Source organism: Gemmata sp. (assembly GCF_051859125.1).
Taxonomy (GTDB): Bacteria; Planctomycetota; Planctomycetia; order Gemmatales; family Gemmataceae; genus Gemmata.
In genome coordinates this window covers 55135-72337 of sequence record NZ_JBHYGG010000146.1, presented here as the reverse complement: position 1 = coordinate 72337, position 17203 = coordinate 55135, and the positions used below count along the sequence as shown (strand labels likewise).

Here is a 17203-nt window from a genome sequence, read left to right as displayed (position 1 = left end):
CGCAACGGGCTCAGCGCCGCTCTGCTCGCGGCGCTGTCGTCGGGGTCGCCGGCCGGTCAGGATTTCAAACTCAAGGTGCTCGCCCACCAGGTCCGGAGCCTCGACTGCGCCCTCGGGCGATCGCGGCGCCAATAGCACTCCGCGTCAGGTGCCGCTCAGCGAACCGGAATAGAGGTACAGGCGGCCAACCGAATCGTGTATCGGACCAGTTTAAGGCCTTGGGCAGGCAGTTAGAGGTTCGGGCCCTGCCCGGGGAAGGGACAGGTGACTCTTGGGCGGATCCACGTCGGAGGTGTTAACCGGCGCTCGGACGATGCGTTGAACAAGATACAGCCCATCAAAGGGGCGGGCGGAGATCGGCAAGCTCGGTCGCCCGCGGTGCCGGTGATTGTGTCGAAGGGACACACAGGCCCGCGTGCGAGCCGCCGGACACGGAGACCGTTGGCGCGCCCGCAGCGCGCTTGCTCCCACCTCGGACGCTGCGGCAAGGGGCCGGCACGCTCGACTTCCGGTGCCGGTAGAGCGAACGTGTGCTGAAACGCCACGAGCTGTCGCCGGCGAGTGAAACCCGACGAGTTGATCGTGTCATGACTCTGCGGCGCTTTCAGTGACACGATTTCACGGCGGTTCGCGATGAACCATGCGTGCCACCACTGCGGCCGAGCGGGGGCGGATGCGTGACGCAACAGCGTCCAAGTGCGCTGCTGGAATTGATAGGTACCGGGCGGCAGTTCGCGAGAGCCCGCGTCGGTGAGCGGCGCGACCGACCCCCAAGGTTCGTATCGTTCACAACCGGAACCACCGCCCCGCACGGGCGTTCCGCCCGATCCGAAACGGTCGATTTGACGCGATAGTGTTAATGTGTATAGTTGTGCTGTTCCCGTGAACGCAACGCGACCCACCGGTGCGCGCGGCGTCACAACGGATCGCGCAACCCAGCGTGGGCCGCGGCGTGCGCCGAACCGTTTGAACTTTCGAGTTGACGCCCGGTGCGGCGTTCGTACTCCTGGATGCACCCGAGTCCCGAGGACCGCCCGATGCCCGCCCCCGCCCGCCGCTGGTCCGTCAAGTCCCTCGCGCGCGCGTTCCGCACCCGGGTGTGGGACTACCTCCTCGGGAACCTGCCGCTCGCCCCGCGGCGGGCCCGGCTCGCGGTCGAGGCGCTCGAGGGCCGGGACCTCCTCGCCGTCAGCCTGACCCTGTTCGACACCGGGGTCGACGCCGCCGGGGCCGCCCTCGCCGACGACCAGACCGACCCCCACTACCAGCTCGTGAGCCCCGGCGGCACCGGCCTGATGCCGGGCGCCGCCCGCACGATCACCAGCGACGGGTTCCCGATCGGCCCGTGGGCCGCCAACCTCGCCACGTCCCGGTGGGTCGTCCCGGCCGCCACCGACGGCGACGGCAACGCCCCGGCCGGCACGTTCCGGTACCGGACCACGGTCGACCTCACCGGGGTCGACCCGGCCACCGTCACGGTCTCCGGGACGTGGGCCGCCGACGACGCCGCGACCATCCTCCTCAACGGCGTCGGCACCGGCGTCGCCCTCGCCGCCCCGGGGTTCACCGCGCTGGCCCCGTTCGCCCTGACCGCCGGGTTCCGGCCCGGCGTCAACGTGATCGAGTTCGTCGTCACCAACGGCGGCGGCCCGACCGGGCTGCGGGTCGCCGGGCTCACCGGAACCGGCGAGCCGGCCCCGACCGCCACCGTCCCCGCGAACGGCACCGCGGCCGGCAACGGCGGCCTGTTCAACACCGGCGTCGGCCCCGACGGGAGCCCCCTGCCCGACGCGGCCGCGCCCGCGGCGTCCGGCCTGTACTCCACCGGTGCCGGGCTGGCGAACCTGGCCCCGGACCCGCACTTCTCGGTCACCGCGGCCCCGTCCGGGTACGCCGGCGGCACCAAGGTGCGGACCGCCGCCGGCGGGTACCCAATCGGCCCGTGGGCCGGGGACACCGCGGGCTCGGCGTGGGTGGTCCCCGCAGCCGCCGACGCCCAGGGGAACGCCCCGCCCGGAACGTACACCTACGCCACCACGGTCACCGTCACCGACCCGGCGAACCTCGTCCTCTCGGGCACGTGGGCGGCCGACGACCAGGCCCGCATCTTCGTCAACGGCACCGACACCGGGGCGGCCCTCACCGGGTTCGGGGGCCTCGCCCCCTTCGCCCTGTCCGGGTCGTACCTGGTGGCCGGGGCCAACACGGTCGAGTTCCGCGTCACCAACGCCGGGTCGGCACCGAACCCGACCGGGCTGCGGGTCGAGTGGGACCCGATCGGCCCGGCCGTCGACCCGCACTGGACCGTGGTGTCCGCCCCGACCAGCACGCTCGTCGGCCCGGCCAAGGTGGTCCCGGCCGGGGCGTACCCGTTCCCGCTGTGGGTCGCCAACGACGACAACTCGCGGTGGGTCGCCCCGCTGGCGACGTCCGCCGACGGGAGCGGGCCGGTCGGCACGTACGCGTTCCAGACCACGTTCAGCCTGGCCGGGTACGACCCGGCGACCGCGGCCCTCACCGGGCGGTGGTCGGCCGACAACCAGGGGGTCGAGGCGTACCTCAACGGCGTCCCGCTCGGGCTCACCGTCACCGGCCCGGACCCGGGCACCGGGGTCGAGGCGTACCGCGGGTACGCCGACTTCGCGGTCGCCGCGGGGACCGGCGGGGCCGTGTTCTTGCCCGGCACCAACACCCTCACGTTCGTCCTCCGCAACGACCCGGTGGCGTCCGGCAGCGCCGCGCACACCCCGGTCGGGCTGCGGGTCGACGACCTGCACCTGACCGCGGCACCCGCCGCCGTCGTGTTCAGCGACACCCAGGTGACCCCGGGCGCGGTCGTCACGGGCACCGCCGGCGAGGCGTTCGCCGAGGCCGTGGTGGCCACGTTCACCGACGCCGACGACACCCGGACCGCGGCCGACTACACCGCGACCATCGACTGGGGCGACGGGACCGTCACCGACGCCGAGGTCACCGGCGGGGCCGGGTCGTTCGTGGTCACGGGCACGCCCCCGTACGCGGACCCCGGCGCGTACGGGGTCACCGTCACCGTCACCGCCCGGTACGCGGGCGGGACCGTCACCCGCGAGGCGGCCACCCACCTGTCGGCTGCGATCGCGGCCCCGGCGGTCGAGGTGACCGGCGTCCCGGTGGCCGCCGTGAAGTGCGTGCCGACCGCGGCCGCGGGCACCCCGGTGGCGACGTTCGCGCTGCCCGACGGGGCCACGGCCGACCGGTACGCGGCCGCGGTCCGGATGGGCGACGGGTCCGGGGTGGTGCCGGGCACGTGGCTGGGGGACGACGGGGCCGGTACGGTGACCGTGTACGTGCCCGAGCAGACGTTCAACACCCCCGGCACCTACGCCGCCCGGGTGGTGATCCGCGACACGGCGTCGAACCGCGAGGCCGGGGGCGAGGTCGTCGGGACCGGCGAGGCCGAGGTCACGGTGACCGACCCGGGCGCGGCCAACGTTGCCGGCCTGGAGTCGTTCCCGGTCGCGGTCACCGAGGCCGCCGGGGCCGAGGAGCTGGTGGCGTCGTTCCCGCTCCCGACGGGGGCGGACGCGGGGGACTACTCGGCGGTGATCGAGTGGGGCGACGGGAGCCCGCCGGCGGTCGTCGCGGGCACGGACGCCGGGGGCGTGGTCGAGTTCCGGGCGGCGCCGGGGGCCGCGGAGCCGGGCGTGTTCGGGGTCCGCGTGGCGGTGCTCCACGACGCGAGCGGGGCCGGGACCCCCGGGACCGGGACGCTGGTCGGCGTGGTCGGGACCACACTGACCGTCGCCGACGCCGAGCTGGTGGCCGACACCGGGGTCGCCCCCGCGGACGTGGAGCGGAGCGCCGGGGACGGGGCCGACGAGTTCCTCGTGGCCGCGTTCACCTCGGGGGACGAGACGGACGCCGCGGACCGGTACCGGGCGTGGGTCACGTGGGGCGACGGGACCGAGTCGGCCGGGACCGTGTACGGGAGCGGGGGCCGGTTCTGGGTCGGCGGCGCGCACCAGTTCGCCGCCCCCGGCGCGTACCGGGTCACGGTCCGAGTCGCGGACGTGTCCGCCGCCGGTGAGGTGTGGGGCACCGACGCCGCGGTCCGGGTGGTCGAGGTGGCCCAGGGGGCGGCGTACGCCGCGTCGGTGGGGGTGGCCCGGGTCGACCCGGCGGCGGCCGCGGCGACGCTGGAGGGCGAGGTGGCGTGGAACGACCCGCTGAACCTGGTGGGCGCGGCCCGGCTCGCCGCGTTCGGGTCGTCGGGGTACGCCGAGGTGTTCGCCGAGGGGCCGGGCGGGACGGCCGGCGCGCCCGGGTACCTCGCGCCCGACGACTACGCGCCGGGGGTCGTGGTGACCGCGGGGGCCGTGTCCGACGGCGGGGCGTGGGGCGTGACCGCCGGGGACGCGGCCCTGGCGGTCGCCGCCGATTCGCCGTTCGGGGCGGTGGAGTTCGACGCCGGGGTCGAGCACGCCCCGGTCGAGGTGCTGCGGTTCGCGGACCCGTTCACGTCGGACGCCGGGTACGAGGCGGTGGTGGACTGGGGCGACGGGACGTGGGGCACCGCGACCGTGGACCCGCTCGGGGGCGGGGCGTTCGCGGTCACCGCGCCGGAGCACGCGTACGCGGCCGCCGGGGACTACCGGGTGGCGGTGCTGGTGCGGAGCCTGGAGGTCGGGCCGGACCGGGCCGCGACCCTGCTGGCGGCGCGGGCCGCGCGGGTGGCGGACCCGGGCGCGTTCACCGCGGGCCAGCGGCGGGACGAGCGGGACGACGCGACGTGGGTGCCCGCCGGGCCGGCGGGCGAGGTGTCGCCCAACACCGGGGCGGTGCGACTGTGGCACGCGCTGGACTTCGACCGGAGCCCCGGGACCGGGGTCGGACGGGACCCGCACCTGGTGTACAACTCGGCGACCGCCGACCCGCGGCCGGTGATCGAGGGCACGGTGCCCCTGCCCGCGGCCCCGGGGTGGACCGCGGTGGTCACCCTCACGTGGGACGGCGTCGCGCAGGAGCCCCGTACGGTGACGGTGCCCGAGGACTACTCAGGGGCGTGGGTGGTCGCGGCCCGGCCCGACGACGCGGCGACCGAGGGGGTCCACGACTGGACCATGTCCGTGGAGGCGTACGCGCCGGGCCAGGTGCCCGGGGTCGACCCTGCGGCCGGGGGGTGGGACGCGACCGGGTGGGCGCAGGTGGTGGACAACGCGGGGAGCCAGTACGGGGCCGGGTGGGCCCTGGACCTGGACTGGCGGGTGGTCCCGAACGCCGACGGGGCGGGCGGGGCGCTGCTCGTGTACGGGACCGGGGAGAGCCGGTACTTCGCGCGGGACGGGCTCGGGTTCGCGACCCCGCCCGAGGACTTCGGGGAGTTGAAAGGGACCTGCGCCGGGTTCGCGTACACGTCCGAGTTCGGCGAGTTGTGGGCGTTCGACCCCCTCGGCCGGCTCCAAACCATCACCGACCGCAACGGGCTGGTGACCGGGTTCGACCGGGACCCGGGGACCGGCGCCCTGACCGGGGTCACCACCGTCGACGGGAACGCGGTGGCGGTGGCCGCTGAGGGCGGCGACTTCGTCCGGCTCGCGGAGGCCGGCGGCCGGACGGTGGACCTGAGCCTGGCCGACGGGCACTTGGCGTCGATCGCCGACGCCGGGGGAACGCGGGCGTTCACCTCGGACGGCGGGTTGGTCACGAGCGAGACGTGGGGCACGCGGGCCACCGGGTACGCCTACGACGCGGAGGGGCTGGTCGAGTCGTTCACCCTCGGGGCCGACGCGTACGCCGTGGCCCCGGCCGCGGCGTGGGGCCTGGGCGGGATCGACCCGAACGCCTCGCCGGTCCGGCTCCCCGGCACCGGGGCGGTCACCGACCCGCGGGACCACGCGACGACGGTGACCCTGAGCCGGCTCGGCCGGTCCGGGACCACCACGTTCGCCGACGCCACGTCGACCACCGCCGAGCGCGACGCCGCCGGGCAGGTGACGGCCCGGACCGACGAGCGCGGGTACACGACCCGGTCGGCGTACGACGGGGACGGGCACCTGACCCGCGTCTCCCTCCCCGACGGCGGGAGCCAGTCGTTCGTCTACGACCCGGCGTTCGGGCAGGTGCTCGCCGCGGCCGACTCGTACGGCCGGACCACCCGGTACGCCTACGACGCCCGCGGCAACCTGCTGTCCGTCACCGACCCGCTGCATCACACGACCACGTACACGTACCTGGCCGGCGCGTTCGCGGGCCTGGTGGAGACGGTCACCGACGCCCGGCAGAACACGACGACGTACGAGTACGGCACCGCCCGGCGGCTGTGGCGGGTCACCGACGCGGCCCTCGGGTTCACCCGGTACGCCTACGATGCCGCGGGCAACGTCGCGACCGTCACCGACCCGCTCGACCGGGTCACCGAAACGACCTACGACGGGCTGAACCGGCTGACCGCGTCGGTCGACGTGTGGGGCGCCGAGAGCGCCTGGGAGTACAACGAGCAGGGCCAGGTCACCGAGACGGTCGACCCGCGGACCGGGACGACCGAGACCGAGTACGACGCCCGCGGGCTGGCGACCTCTGCGACCGAGGGGGCCGGCACCCCGCTGGCCCGGACCACGTGGTTCGACTACGACGCGGCCGGGAACCTGACCGACGTGTGGGACCCGCGGGACTACGACGCCCCCTCGGCCCTGGCCGCCACGGGCGAGTCGTACTGGACCCGGGTGCGGACCACCTACGACAGCCGGAACCGCCCGTCGGCCGTTACCGACGGGGCCGGGTACACCCTGGCCGACCTGGCCGGCAAGGCTGGCCCGGCCGACGCCGGGACCCTCGCCCGGACCACCGGGATGGCCTACGACGCGGCCGGGAACGTCGCGCGGGTCACCTCCCGCCAGGCGTACGACGCGGAACCCGCGGGGGAGGTGTTGGTCGACGCGTACCGGTACGACCCGGTCGGCCGGGTCACGGCCGCGACCGCCGCCGGGGCGCTGGCCGCGGGGCCGGGCTCCCCGCTCGCGCCCGGGTCCGGGCGGACCACCGGGACCGGGTACGACCTGAACGGGAACCCGACCCGGTCGGTCGCGTCCGACGGGACCGTGACCGTGGTCGCGTACGACGCCCTGGACCGCCCGACCCGCGTGACCGAGGCCGCCGGCACCGCGGTCCAGCGGTCCACCGGCACCGGGTACGACGCGGTCGGCAACGTTGCCTGGGTCACAGACGGCCTCGGGGTCCGCGCCGAGTTCGGGTACGACGCGCTCAACCGCCCCACCGCGGCCACTGAGGCGGCCGGTACCCCGCGCGAGCGGACCGCGCTGACCGCGTACGACGCCGTCGGGCGGGTCACGTGGGCGTACGAGCCCCTTGTGTACGGGGCCCGGGAGTACGCCGGCGAGGGGACCGCAGGCGTCACCCACGTGGGCACCCACTTCGCGTACAACGACGCCAAGTGGACCGTCACCGCGACCGCCGCGGCCAACCTGCCGTCGAACAAGGCCGTCGCGGACCGGTCGCCGGTCCCGTTCACGCGCCCGCAGACCGTGACCCAGTACGCGCCCAACGGGCAGGTCCAGAGCGTCACCGAGACGATCGACTCCAAGGCGCCCGAGACCCGCACGACGGCGTACGGGTACGACTACCTGGGGCGGACGACCGGGGTGTTCCTCGACGCCGGCTCGGCCCAGCCCCGGGCCACCGAGTGGACGTACGACGCCGCGGACAACGTGCGGACCGAGAAGCGGACCGGGGGCGCGAGCAACGCCGGAGACGCGGCCCCCAGCTACCAGTCGGTCACCGACACGTTCGGGTACGACGCCCACAACCGGCTCGCGTCGGCGGCCGCCGGGACGTCCCACTCTTGGTCCGGCGGCCCGGACGACGGCCTGTACGCCCCCGAGTCCGTGCCGACCGCCGCGTACCGGTACGACGCACGGGACAACCTCACCCTGGCCGTCGACCCGCGCGGGACCGTGGCCCGGACCACGTACACCCGGTTCGACGAGCCCGAGTACGTCTTCGGCGGCGGCACGACCGGTTCGGGCGGAGTGCCGGGTGACTTCCTGAGTCAAGCGAAGAACACCTACGACGCCCGGGGCCGGCTGGAGGCGGTGACCGAGAACCGGTTTGCCTCGGGGGCCGGCGACGACGGCGGGGCCGCGAGCGTCACCAGCGCGTACGGATACGACGCCCTCGGGCGGCAGACGGCCGCCACCGAGGGCGTGGGCAGCCGGGTGCAGCGGACCACGGGGTACGCCTACGACGCGAACGACCGGCTGGTCGCGGTGACCGACCCGGTCCCCGTGTCCGCCGGGGCGGCCGGGCTGCCGCTCGTGCCGCGGGTCACGGCGTACGCGTACGACGAGCTGAACCGGCCCACGACCACGACCGTCGCGGCCGGGGTGGCCGGGGCGTCGCGGACGACCGCCCGCGGGTATGACCCGGCCGGCAACGTCACCTGGGAGGCGGTCCCACGGGCGTACGGGTACGTACCGGCGGCCGCGGACGCGAAGGCCGCGGCCGCCCTGCCGTCGGCGGCGGTCACCGTGACCGTGAACGCGTACGACCCCCTGAACCGGCGGACCGCGAGCACCGCGGCGGCCAACGCGACCGCTGCCGACCTGGGCCACGCGCCGCCGCAGACCCGGTGGACCTACGACGGGGTCAACCGCGTCGTGCTCCAGGAATCGCCTGTCGCGCTGACGGGTGAGGGTAGCCCGCCCGGGCCGGCGTCCGAGACCCGCCGGGCCACGCGGTACGTGTACGACCGCCTGGACCAGCCGACCCGGATCACCGAGGGGACCACGCTCGTCCCCGACTTGGGCGGCGACCCGCTCGCCGGGTTCGCGCCGATCCGGTCGACCGACGTCGGGTACGACGGGGCCGGGCACGAGGTGTTCCGCGAGACCGGGCACGTCGCACCCGGGGGGGTCGCGGACCTGGCCGAGCGGCTCGGGCGGACCACGTCCCGGTACGACGCCCTGGGGCGGCTCCGGGCCACGACCGAGTGGATCGACGCCGACGCATCCAAGCAGAACGCTCGGGTCACCCTGTACCGGCACGACGCGGCCGGGAACGTCGAGTTTCGGACCGTCCGGCCGCTGGTGGTCAGCCCCGACCCGGGGGCGGCGTTCGACGAGACACGGGTCACGCGGACCGAGTACGATCGGCTCAACCGGCCCACCCGCGTCACCGCCGCGTGGACGGCGGACCCGGCCCTGGCGCTGGCCCGGCTGGGCCACGCGTCGCCGGTGACGCAGTACCGGTACGACGCGGCCGGGAACACGACCGCGGTGGTCGACCCGCTCGGGCGGACCACCCGCACCCTGTTCGACGACCTGAAGCGGCCGTACCTGTCGGTCGACGCGCTCGGGAACCAGACGCTGACCGCGTACGACGGCCTCAACCGGGTGGCCCGCACGGTCGACGCCCGCGGGAACGCGACCGCGTACGCGTACGACGCCCTGGGACGCCGGATGACCGTGACCGACGCCCTCGGCGGGGTCACCGCCACGGCGTACGACGCGGCCGGGAACGCGGTCGCGGTGACCGACCCGCGGGGGAACCGCACGGAGACGACGTTCGACCCGCTCGGCCGGGCGGTGGCCGTCGAGGACGCGCTGGGCAACGTGTCGCGGACCGCGTACGACGGGCGGTCGAACGTGGTCGCGGTCACCGACCCGCTCCTGAACCGGACGACGTACGAGTACAACGACCTGGACCAGCGGGTCGCGGCCGTCACCCCGCTGGGTAACCGCACGGGAACGGGGCACCGCACGGAGACCGCGTACGACTCGGCGAACAACGCGGTCGCGGTCACCAACGGCGAGGGCGAGACCACCCGCTTCGGCTACGACGCCCTGGGCCGCCGGACGACGGTCACCGACCCCCTGACCCACGCCACGACGACGAAGTACGACGTGTTCGGCGGGGTGGTGTCGGTGACCGACGGCCGCGGGAACACCACGGCGACCCGGTTCGACGCCCTCGGCCGGGCGGCGGTGACGACCGACGCGCTCACCCGGCAGTGGAAGACCGAGTACGACGCCGCCTCGAACAAGGTGGCGTCTGTCGACCCGCTGACCAACCGCACGAGGTACGAGTACGACGCGGTGAACCGGCCCGTGGCCACCGTGTCCCCGCTCGGGAGCCGCAGCAAGACGGAGTACGACGAGGTCGGGAACGTCAAGGCCGCGACCGACGGGATGGGCAACCGGACGGTGTACGCGTTCGACGCGCTCAACCGGCTGGCGTCGGTGACCGACCCGCGGGGCGGGGCGGCGAAGACCGTGTACGCGTACGACAAGGCGGGCAACCGGACGAAGCTGACCGACCCGAGCGGCAACGCCACCGCGTGGGAGTACGACGCGCTCAACCGCCCGTTCCTAGAGACCGACCCGTTGGGCGGGACGACGGTGACGACGTATGACGACGCCGGGCGGGTCGAGGAGGAGGTCGACCGGCTCGGGCGGGTGCGGAAGTTCGGGTACGACGACGACGGCCGCAAGACGTCGGAGGCGTGGCTCGCGACCGACGGGTCCACGGTCCAGGTGCAGACGTGGCAGTACGACGACGCGGACCGGGTGACGGCCGCCGTCGACCCGGACGGGGAGTACCACTACGCGTACGACGAGGCCGGGCAGGTGACCCAGGTGTACGCGCCGTTCGGCCAGTGGCTGGTGTTCGGGTACGACGAGGCCAACAACCGCAACAGTGTGATCGACTCGCAGGGCGGGGCCACCACGGTCGTGTTCGACGCCCTCAACCGCCAGGAGAGCGAGCGGGTCGGCGGGGTCGGCGTCACGCCGGTGCGGATCGACCACGCCTACGACAACCGCGGGCTGCGGGAGACGGTGACCCGGTTCGCCGACCTGGCGGGCACGGTCCCGGTGGCGACCACCACCTACGGGCACGACGCCGACGGGCGGCTGACCAAACTAACGACGGCGGCCGCGGGCGGTGCGGTGGTGCAGGCCGAGGGGTACGCGTACGACAAGGCGGACCGGGTGACGGTGCGGACCGACAACGGGGTGCCCACGGCGTACGCCTACGACAAGGCCAGCCAGCTCACCGGGGACGGGACCACCGCCCACGCCTACGACGGCTCCGGGAACCGGACCAGCCCGGGGTACGCGACGGCCGCGGGTAACCGGACCACCACCGACGGCACGTGGACGTACACCCACGACGCCGAGGGGAACGTGGTCGGGAAGGTGAACGGCTCCACGGGGGAGGCGTGGGCTTACGCCTACGACCACCGGAACCAGATGACCGGGGCCGAGCGGCGCGGCACCGCTGGCGGGCCGGTGGACCTGCGGGTCGAGTACGCGTACGACGCGTACGGGAACCGGATCGCGCGGACGATCGATCTGGGCGGGACAGTGACCGAGCGGCACTTCGCGGTGGACGGGTGGGACCCGGCCAAGCCGAAGCCCGTGGGGACCGAGAACTTCGACACGTGGGCCGACCTGGACGGGTCCGGCGCGCTGGTGGCGCGGCGGGTGTTCGGGCCGGCAGTGAACGAGATCGAGGCTCGCGAGGACGGGGCCGGCGCGGTATCGTGGTACGTGGGGGACCGGCAGGGATCGGTCCGGCACGTCCTTGACAATTCGGGTGGCCTGGTCGCGAGCAGCGCGTTCGACGCGTTCGGCAACCTGGCGAGCGGGAGCGTGACCGACCGGTACGCCTTCCAGGGGATGGAGTACGACGCGGCCCTGGACCTGTACCACGCGCGGGGCCGGGCGTACGACCCGGCCCTGGGGCGGTTCACCAGCGAGGACCCCAAGGGGTTCGCCGCCGGCGACGACAACCTATACCGGTTCGTCAAAAATTCACCGACCAACGCCACCGACCCGAGCGGGATGGAAATATGGATACCAAAAGCGGAATTGGAAAAGTGGAAAGAACTCGGGGGCGATAGCCTTATAATTGGACCAGAGATTAATGGAAAGCATAGCGTTAAGGTGCAGGATGCGGCACGCAAGACTGACGACGTCTATAATAAAATTGCAAAAGCGATGGAGGATGCTGGGGTCAAGGACTATATTCGCGGCATTACAATGTGGCATCTCTTTGAGGGAGGAATTCGGGAGCGTGACAATAACTACGAATACGAGCGAAACCCCGATGGGACATTCATGCGGGCACCTGACGGCTGGCCGCGAGTTCGTAGGACCGGTCAAGCGAATTTCAGCTTTGCTGTCTACGCAAATGGGGGTAGCCCTCTTCGGCCTTCCAGCAATCCTGGCCTTGGGACGACTGGAACCAATCTTGGCAATCCTGTTGCACAGATGGAGTCTGCCTATCACTCTGGTGGGCTGACTGCCCCCCCGCCTGGTTATCGTGAAGTGATCGGGTCAGCATCGACCTTTGGACCATTCCAAGCCGCGGCGCAGTTGGTTCAACAAAGTCCGCAGTTGAGTGCGGCGGCAGTGAAGACGGCAGGCAGGACATTAGTCGATGCAGGGGCAACTGCTGGAGGGGCGGTTGTTGATGCGGGATCTTGGTATTTGAGATTTTCCTCCGAGTTTCTTATTCGCATGTCGTATATCGAAGCTATGCCGGTTGATCGTGCCTGGTCTCCGATGCAAGTAGTTGGTCATCAAGCCTATCCTCATCCTGCCTGGGGCAATCCGTATATCGATACCCGAAATACTTTATATAATCTGACGCTGTCGGGGCTCGCAGCAATGTCCGGTGGTGCTGCGACTTACGAAAGTAGAAGTGCTGCAAGCCTTGCGGCGATGAGAGGCCGACCCGTAGTCGTCGGCTCTGGTATGAGCGGTGGATATTCATATGCGGCAATGCGTCGTGGCATAGATCCGTTTCCGCTCACTCAACGGGAAATCCAAAACCTTAAGCTCATTTCGACGGAGAACTATGCTTATCGCATTTTGCTAGGAGAGTCGAAGGCAGATCTCGGCCCCTGTAGTAGCATTGCCATTGATCGAGTGACTGGGCGAATCAGCGAGGTCTATTACAACGATGCGTTGGGGAGAGTTCCGAAAGATCTGACGGATCAAATCGCGAGGGGCATGGTAACTGTTCCTGTTTACGAGAAGACCGCCGGTGCTGGCTCTCATGCTGAGATCTATGCAGTTAACGAACTTCTGAAAGCCCGGCCAGGTGCCAAGCTCAGCGAGATCAGCGTGTGGACCATGGAGCTTCAAATGAAGAAATTTTTTGGTAACATTAAGCCTCCATGTCCCCAGTGTGACCATCTGCTTCCTGGAGTGGAATATATTCATTAAATGCATTATCATTTAATGCATTAAATGTTAATGACTTTATCGAGGTTTATATTATGGATTACATTGATGCGGCTGATCTTGATATGGATGACGATATTCGGCTTTACCAAGACAGGCCGGTATCTGGTCTTGTTCGTGCGTTTCACGAGAATCGTGCCCTGCGGGGGGAATATCATTATACGGACGGATTCTGCGAAGGTGTCTGCAGAGAATGGTTTGATAATGGCGTGTTGCGTCGAGAGTGGCTTGCCGTGCGGGGTCGCGTTCAAGGTGAAATGAAAGAGTGGTACAACGATGGTTCGCCCAGAATTTGCGCCATATATGTTGACGGTGTGGAAATTGAATACCGAGAGCTTGATTTATCCGGCAACATAGTTCTTCATCGGAGTATTGACCGGGGCTCTGAAATTTATAAGTTCATCGCCAGTCGGCATGCAAATTTGCCACGCCCGACATGAATGACGGCAATCGCGTTCGCCATGCGCAATTATTCTGCGCATCGCCGTCTTGTTCATAATAATGATAGCCCCAGGCAGCCGCTGGAATTTTCAGGGGCGGGTCGAGATCATCGTTCTGGCAGATGCTCGCGATTGAGACCGGTGATCAGTACTTTGGGAGACGGTGACCCGGTTCGCCGACCTGGCGGGCACGGTCCCGGTGGCGACCACCACCTACGGGCACGACGCCGACGGGCGGCTGACCAAACTAACGACGGCGGCCGCGGGCGGTGCGGTGGTGCAGGCCGAGGGGTACGCGTACGACAAGGCGGACCGGGTGACGGTGCGGACCGACAACGGGGTGCCCACGGCGTACGCCTACGACAAGGCCAGCCAGCTCACCGGGGACGGGACCACCGCCCACGCCTACGACGGGGCCGGGACCGCGGCCGGCTCGTCCTCGCCGGCCTTGCGTGGTCGCGATCCTGTGAGCAGTCGAGACCGCTCGTGTGAAGGGCATCGACCTGGAGGTCAACGCGGCTCCAGGCGGGCAACGGCCCGCTTCGCGTCGTCGTCCCCGCGGGCGGCCGCCTTGCGGTACCACGCCAGCGCCGTCGGTACGCTCCGGGTGACCCCGTGCCCGCTCTCGTACAGGCACCCCAGCCCGTACTCCCCCAGCGGCTCGCCACGAGCCGCGGCCAACTTGTACCAGTCCCGCGCCCCGTCGTGGTCCACCGGGCCGCCCTGACCGTTCGCGCACATGAGCCCCAGGTATGCCTGCGCCGGCGGGTGCAGCTGGGCCGCCGCCCGGGAGAACCACTCCTTGGCCCGCCCGAAGTCCTGATCGACCCCGAGCCCCTTGACGTACATGACCCCGAGGTTGCACTGCCCGTCCACGTGACCCTGGGCCGCGGACTTCTGGAACCACTGCGCCGCCCGGGCCTGGTCCGCACGCACCCCGAGCCCCTTGTGGTAGATCAGCCCGAGGTTCGCCTGGGCGGCCGCGTGGCCCCGCTCGGCCGCGTGCTCCAGCCACGCCCGGGCCTTGGTGTAGGCGTACGGCACCCCGGTCCCGGTCAGGTACGCCACGCCCCGCTCGTACGCGACGTCGGCGGGGGTCGCGGGGTCCGGGCCGTCGGCCGCGGCCGGTCCGGGCTCCCCCGGCGGGGGCGTCGCGGCCGCCCCGCCCGCCCGGCCCAACTTTTTGAGCACCCCGACGAACGGGACGAACAAGAACACGAACGCCCCGGCCCCGGCGACCCACCACACCCGGGTCCGGTCCCGCGCCGCCCGTCGCCGCGGCCGGAACAGCGGCTCGTCCGCCGGTTCGGGCTCGTCCCGGGCTGGCGCTCGGGGGTCGTCCGCGGGCTCCGGCTCGTCCCCGGGCCGGTAATCGATGACGCGGGCCGACTCGCTCTCCAGTACGGGCACCAGCGGGGCGCGGTTCTCGTCCTCGGCCACCGGGCCGCCGGCGAACCCCGGGAGCCGGTCCAGCATCGCGCCGGCGTCCGCGGGCCGCCGGGCCGGGTTGTTCGACACGCACGCCCCGATCAGCGCGATCAGGTCACGATCGACGCCGACCGCCCGCAGGTCGTGCGCGAAGTCGGTCCCGGGGCCGCTCGTCAGTTGGCCGGTCAGCAACTGGTACGCGATGACCCCGAGGGCGTGCACGTCGTCCCGCGGGTCCGGCGGGCTCCCGGCCCGCTGCTGGGCGCTTGAGTACAGGGGCGAGTGCGCGCCCCGGAGGAACGCGGTCCGCCGGCCCGTCGACGCCGCGTCCGCGAACGACCCGCCCGGGGCCGCGGCCCGGGCCGTGACCGCCCCGATCCCGAAGTCGGTGATCTTCAGCTTCCGGGTCCGTGCGTCCACGAGGATGTTGGCCGGCTTCAGGTCCCGGTGGACCACGGCCGGGGCCAGCGCGTGGAAGTGGGCCACCGCGGGGCACAACTGGCGGAGCGCGATCAGGGCCTGCCGCGCCCGCTCGGCCGGGGGGACGGTCTGGAGCGCGCGGACCCACCCGCCGAGGTCCGCCTGGTCAACCCCGCCGGCGACGTACTCGTACAGGAGCCACGGGGCGTCGCACCCGAGGTTCGAGTGGAGCAGTTGGACGATGTGCGGGTGCGGGCCGGCGTCCCGGACCCGGCGGATCACGTCCGCCTCGTGTCGCAGCTCGGCCGCCCGCTCGGGGTGGCAGAACTTGACCGCCCCCGGGGCGGCCCCGCCGGGACCCCCGCGGGCCAGCCACACCTCGCCGAACCCGCCCGACCCGAGGGGCCGGACCAGGGTCCACCCGTCGAGCCCGGGGACCCCGTCGCCGGGCCGGAACCGGGGCGGGTGCTCGGGGAGCAACCGGAGCACGTCGCCGGGGCCGCCGAGGGCGTAGTCCGCGGGGGCCGTGCGGCCGGTGGTGTCGTCGGGCCGGACCAGGGACCGGCGGACCGCGCCGGGCACCTGGGTCAGGTACAGCTCCAGTTCCAGGGCCGCGGCCGGCGGGGCGTCGGGAACGGCGGCCCGGGCGGCCGCCGCCGCGGCGGCCCGGACCTCGTCGAACGTGGCTTGGGCCAGGGCCTGGATCTCGGCCCGGTGCTGGGCGTCCCGGACCCGGGCGCGGTACTTCTGGAACGTGGCCTCGGCGACCCCGGCCAGGTACGGGCCGCCGGGGACCAACTCGGCCAGGCCCCGGAGCCCCTTCTCGGCGACCGCCTCGGCCAGACACGTCAGGAACGCACGCACGGGCGAATCTCGTGGGTTGGGGTCATCGCGGCTCGCGCCCGCCGCATCAGTGGCATGCCGGGCCACCCTCCCGGCGCGAGCGCCCGCCCCGAGAGGGTGGCCCGGCGGCCGCCCCGGGTTCGCGGCCCGAGCGCCGGCTACGGGAGCGCTCGGCGGATGCGGTCGAGGTCCCCCTCCCGGCCGCTGAAGCACCACCGCCCCCACGCGAAGGTCCCGCTCTCGCTCTGCCCGGCGGTCTCCCGGGCGGCTCGGGCCGACGGGCACTTCTGGAACTCGACCGTGTCCACGGGCAGGGCACCGAGGTCCAGGAGCTGTTGCGCGTTGACCACCGGGTACTCCGTGCCGTCCGTGGTGAACACCAGGAACGGGCCGCGCCGGGCGTTCCCGAGGCGCACCGCCAGGCCCCGCGAGCGGAGGTACTCGGCCAGCTCCCGGTACGTCCAGTCCGGCCCGTCCCCGGACACGTCCACCAGCGGCAGGGCCGGGGTCGGAGCGACGGGCACCGGCCCGGCCCCGGGTCCGGCCCCCGGGCCGACGTGAACCACCTGGGGCCGCGACCACCGGGCACCGACCACGACCGCGGCGGCGACCGCGGCGGCCAAGAGCACGCCGAGCACGACCCACCGCCCGCCGTTCCCGCCCCCGCGCGAGCGCCGGGACCGGCCCCGGGACCGGTCGCCCTCCACCTCGATGGGCTCGGCGCACTCGGGACAGTCCCACGTCAACCCGATCAGGTCCCGTGGCGCGTGGGACTCGTGGCCGCACTCCGGGCACGTCACGAACGGCATGGGGCACTCCGGGGACGCT

General features: G+C 72.3%; 4 protein-coding genes. 2 read left to right on the top strand and 2 right to left on the bottom strand.

Translation table 11 applies throughout. From position 1 onward, the window contains the following. Positions 1-1037: 1037 nt before the first annotated feature. Both ACTIGN_RS14640 and ACTIGN_RS14635 read left to right on the top strand, forming a co-directional pair. The gene (locus ACTIGN_RS14640; RefSeq protein ID WP_439625042.1) at positions 1038-13226 is read left to right on the top strand and encodes an RHS repeat-associated core domain-containing protein; all 12189 of its coding nucleotides are present in this window, start codon (positions 1038-1040) and stop codon (positions 13224-13226) included. 53 nt (positions 13227-13279) lie between these two features. Beyond that, a complete protein-coding gene (locus tag ACTIGN_RS14635) occupies positions 13280-13684 on the top strand; it encodes a toxin-antitoxin system YwqK family antitoxin (protein ID WP_439625040.1) in 405 nt (134 codons plus the stop codon). A 510-nt stretch (positions 13685-14194) separates the two neighbouring features. Here ACTIGN_RS14635 and ACTIGN_RS14630 read toward each other — a convergent pair. After that, positions 14195-16396: a serine/threonine-protein kinase gene (locus ACTIGN_RS14630; protein ID WP_439625038.1), complete on the bottom strand. Its 2202-nt coding sequence runs from the start codon at positions 16394-16396 to the stop codon at positions 14195-14197. Between the two features lie 137 nt (positions 16397-16533). Next, complete coding sequence (locus ACTIGN_RS14625; RefSeq protein WP_439625036.1) at positions 16534-17184, bottom strand: hypothetical protein; 651 nt, start codon at positions 17182-17184, stop codon at positions 16534-16536. Positions 17185-17203 lie beyond the last annotated feature (19 nt).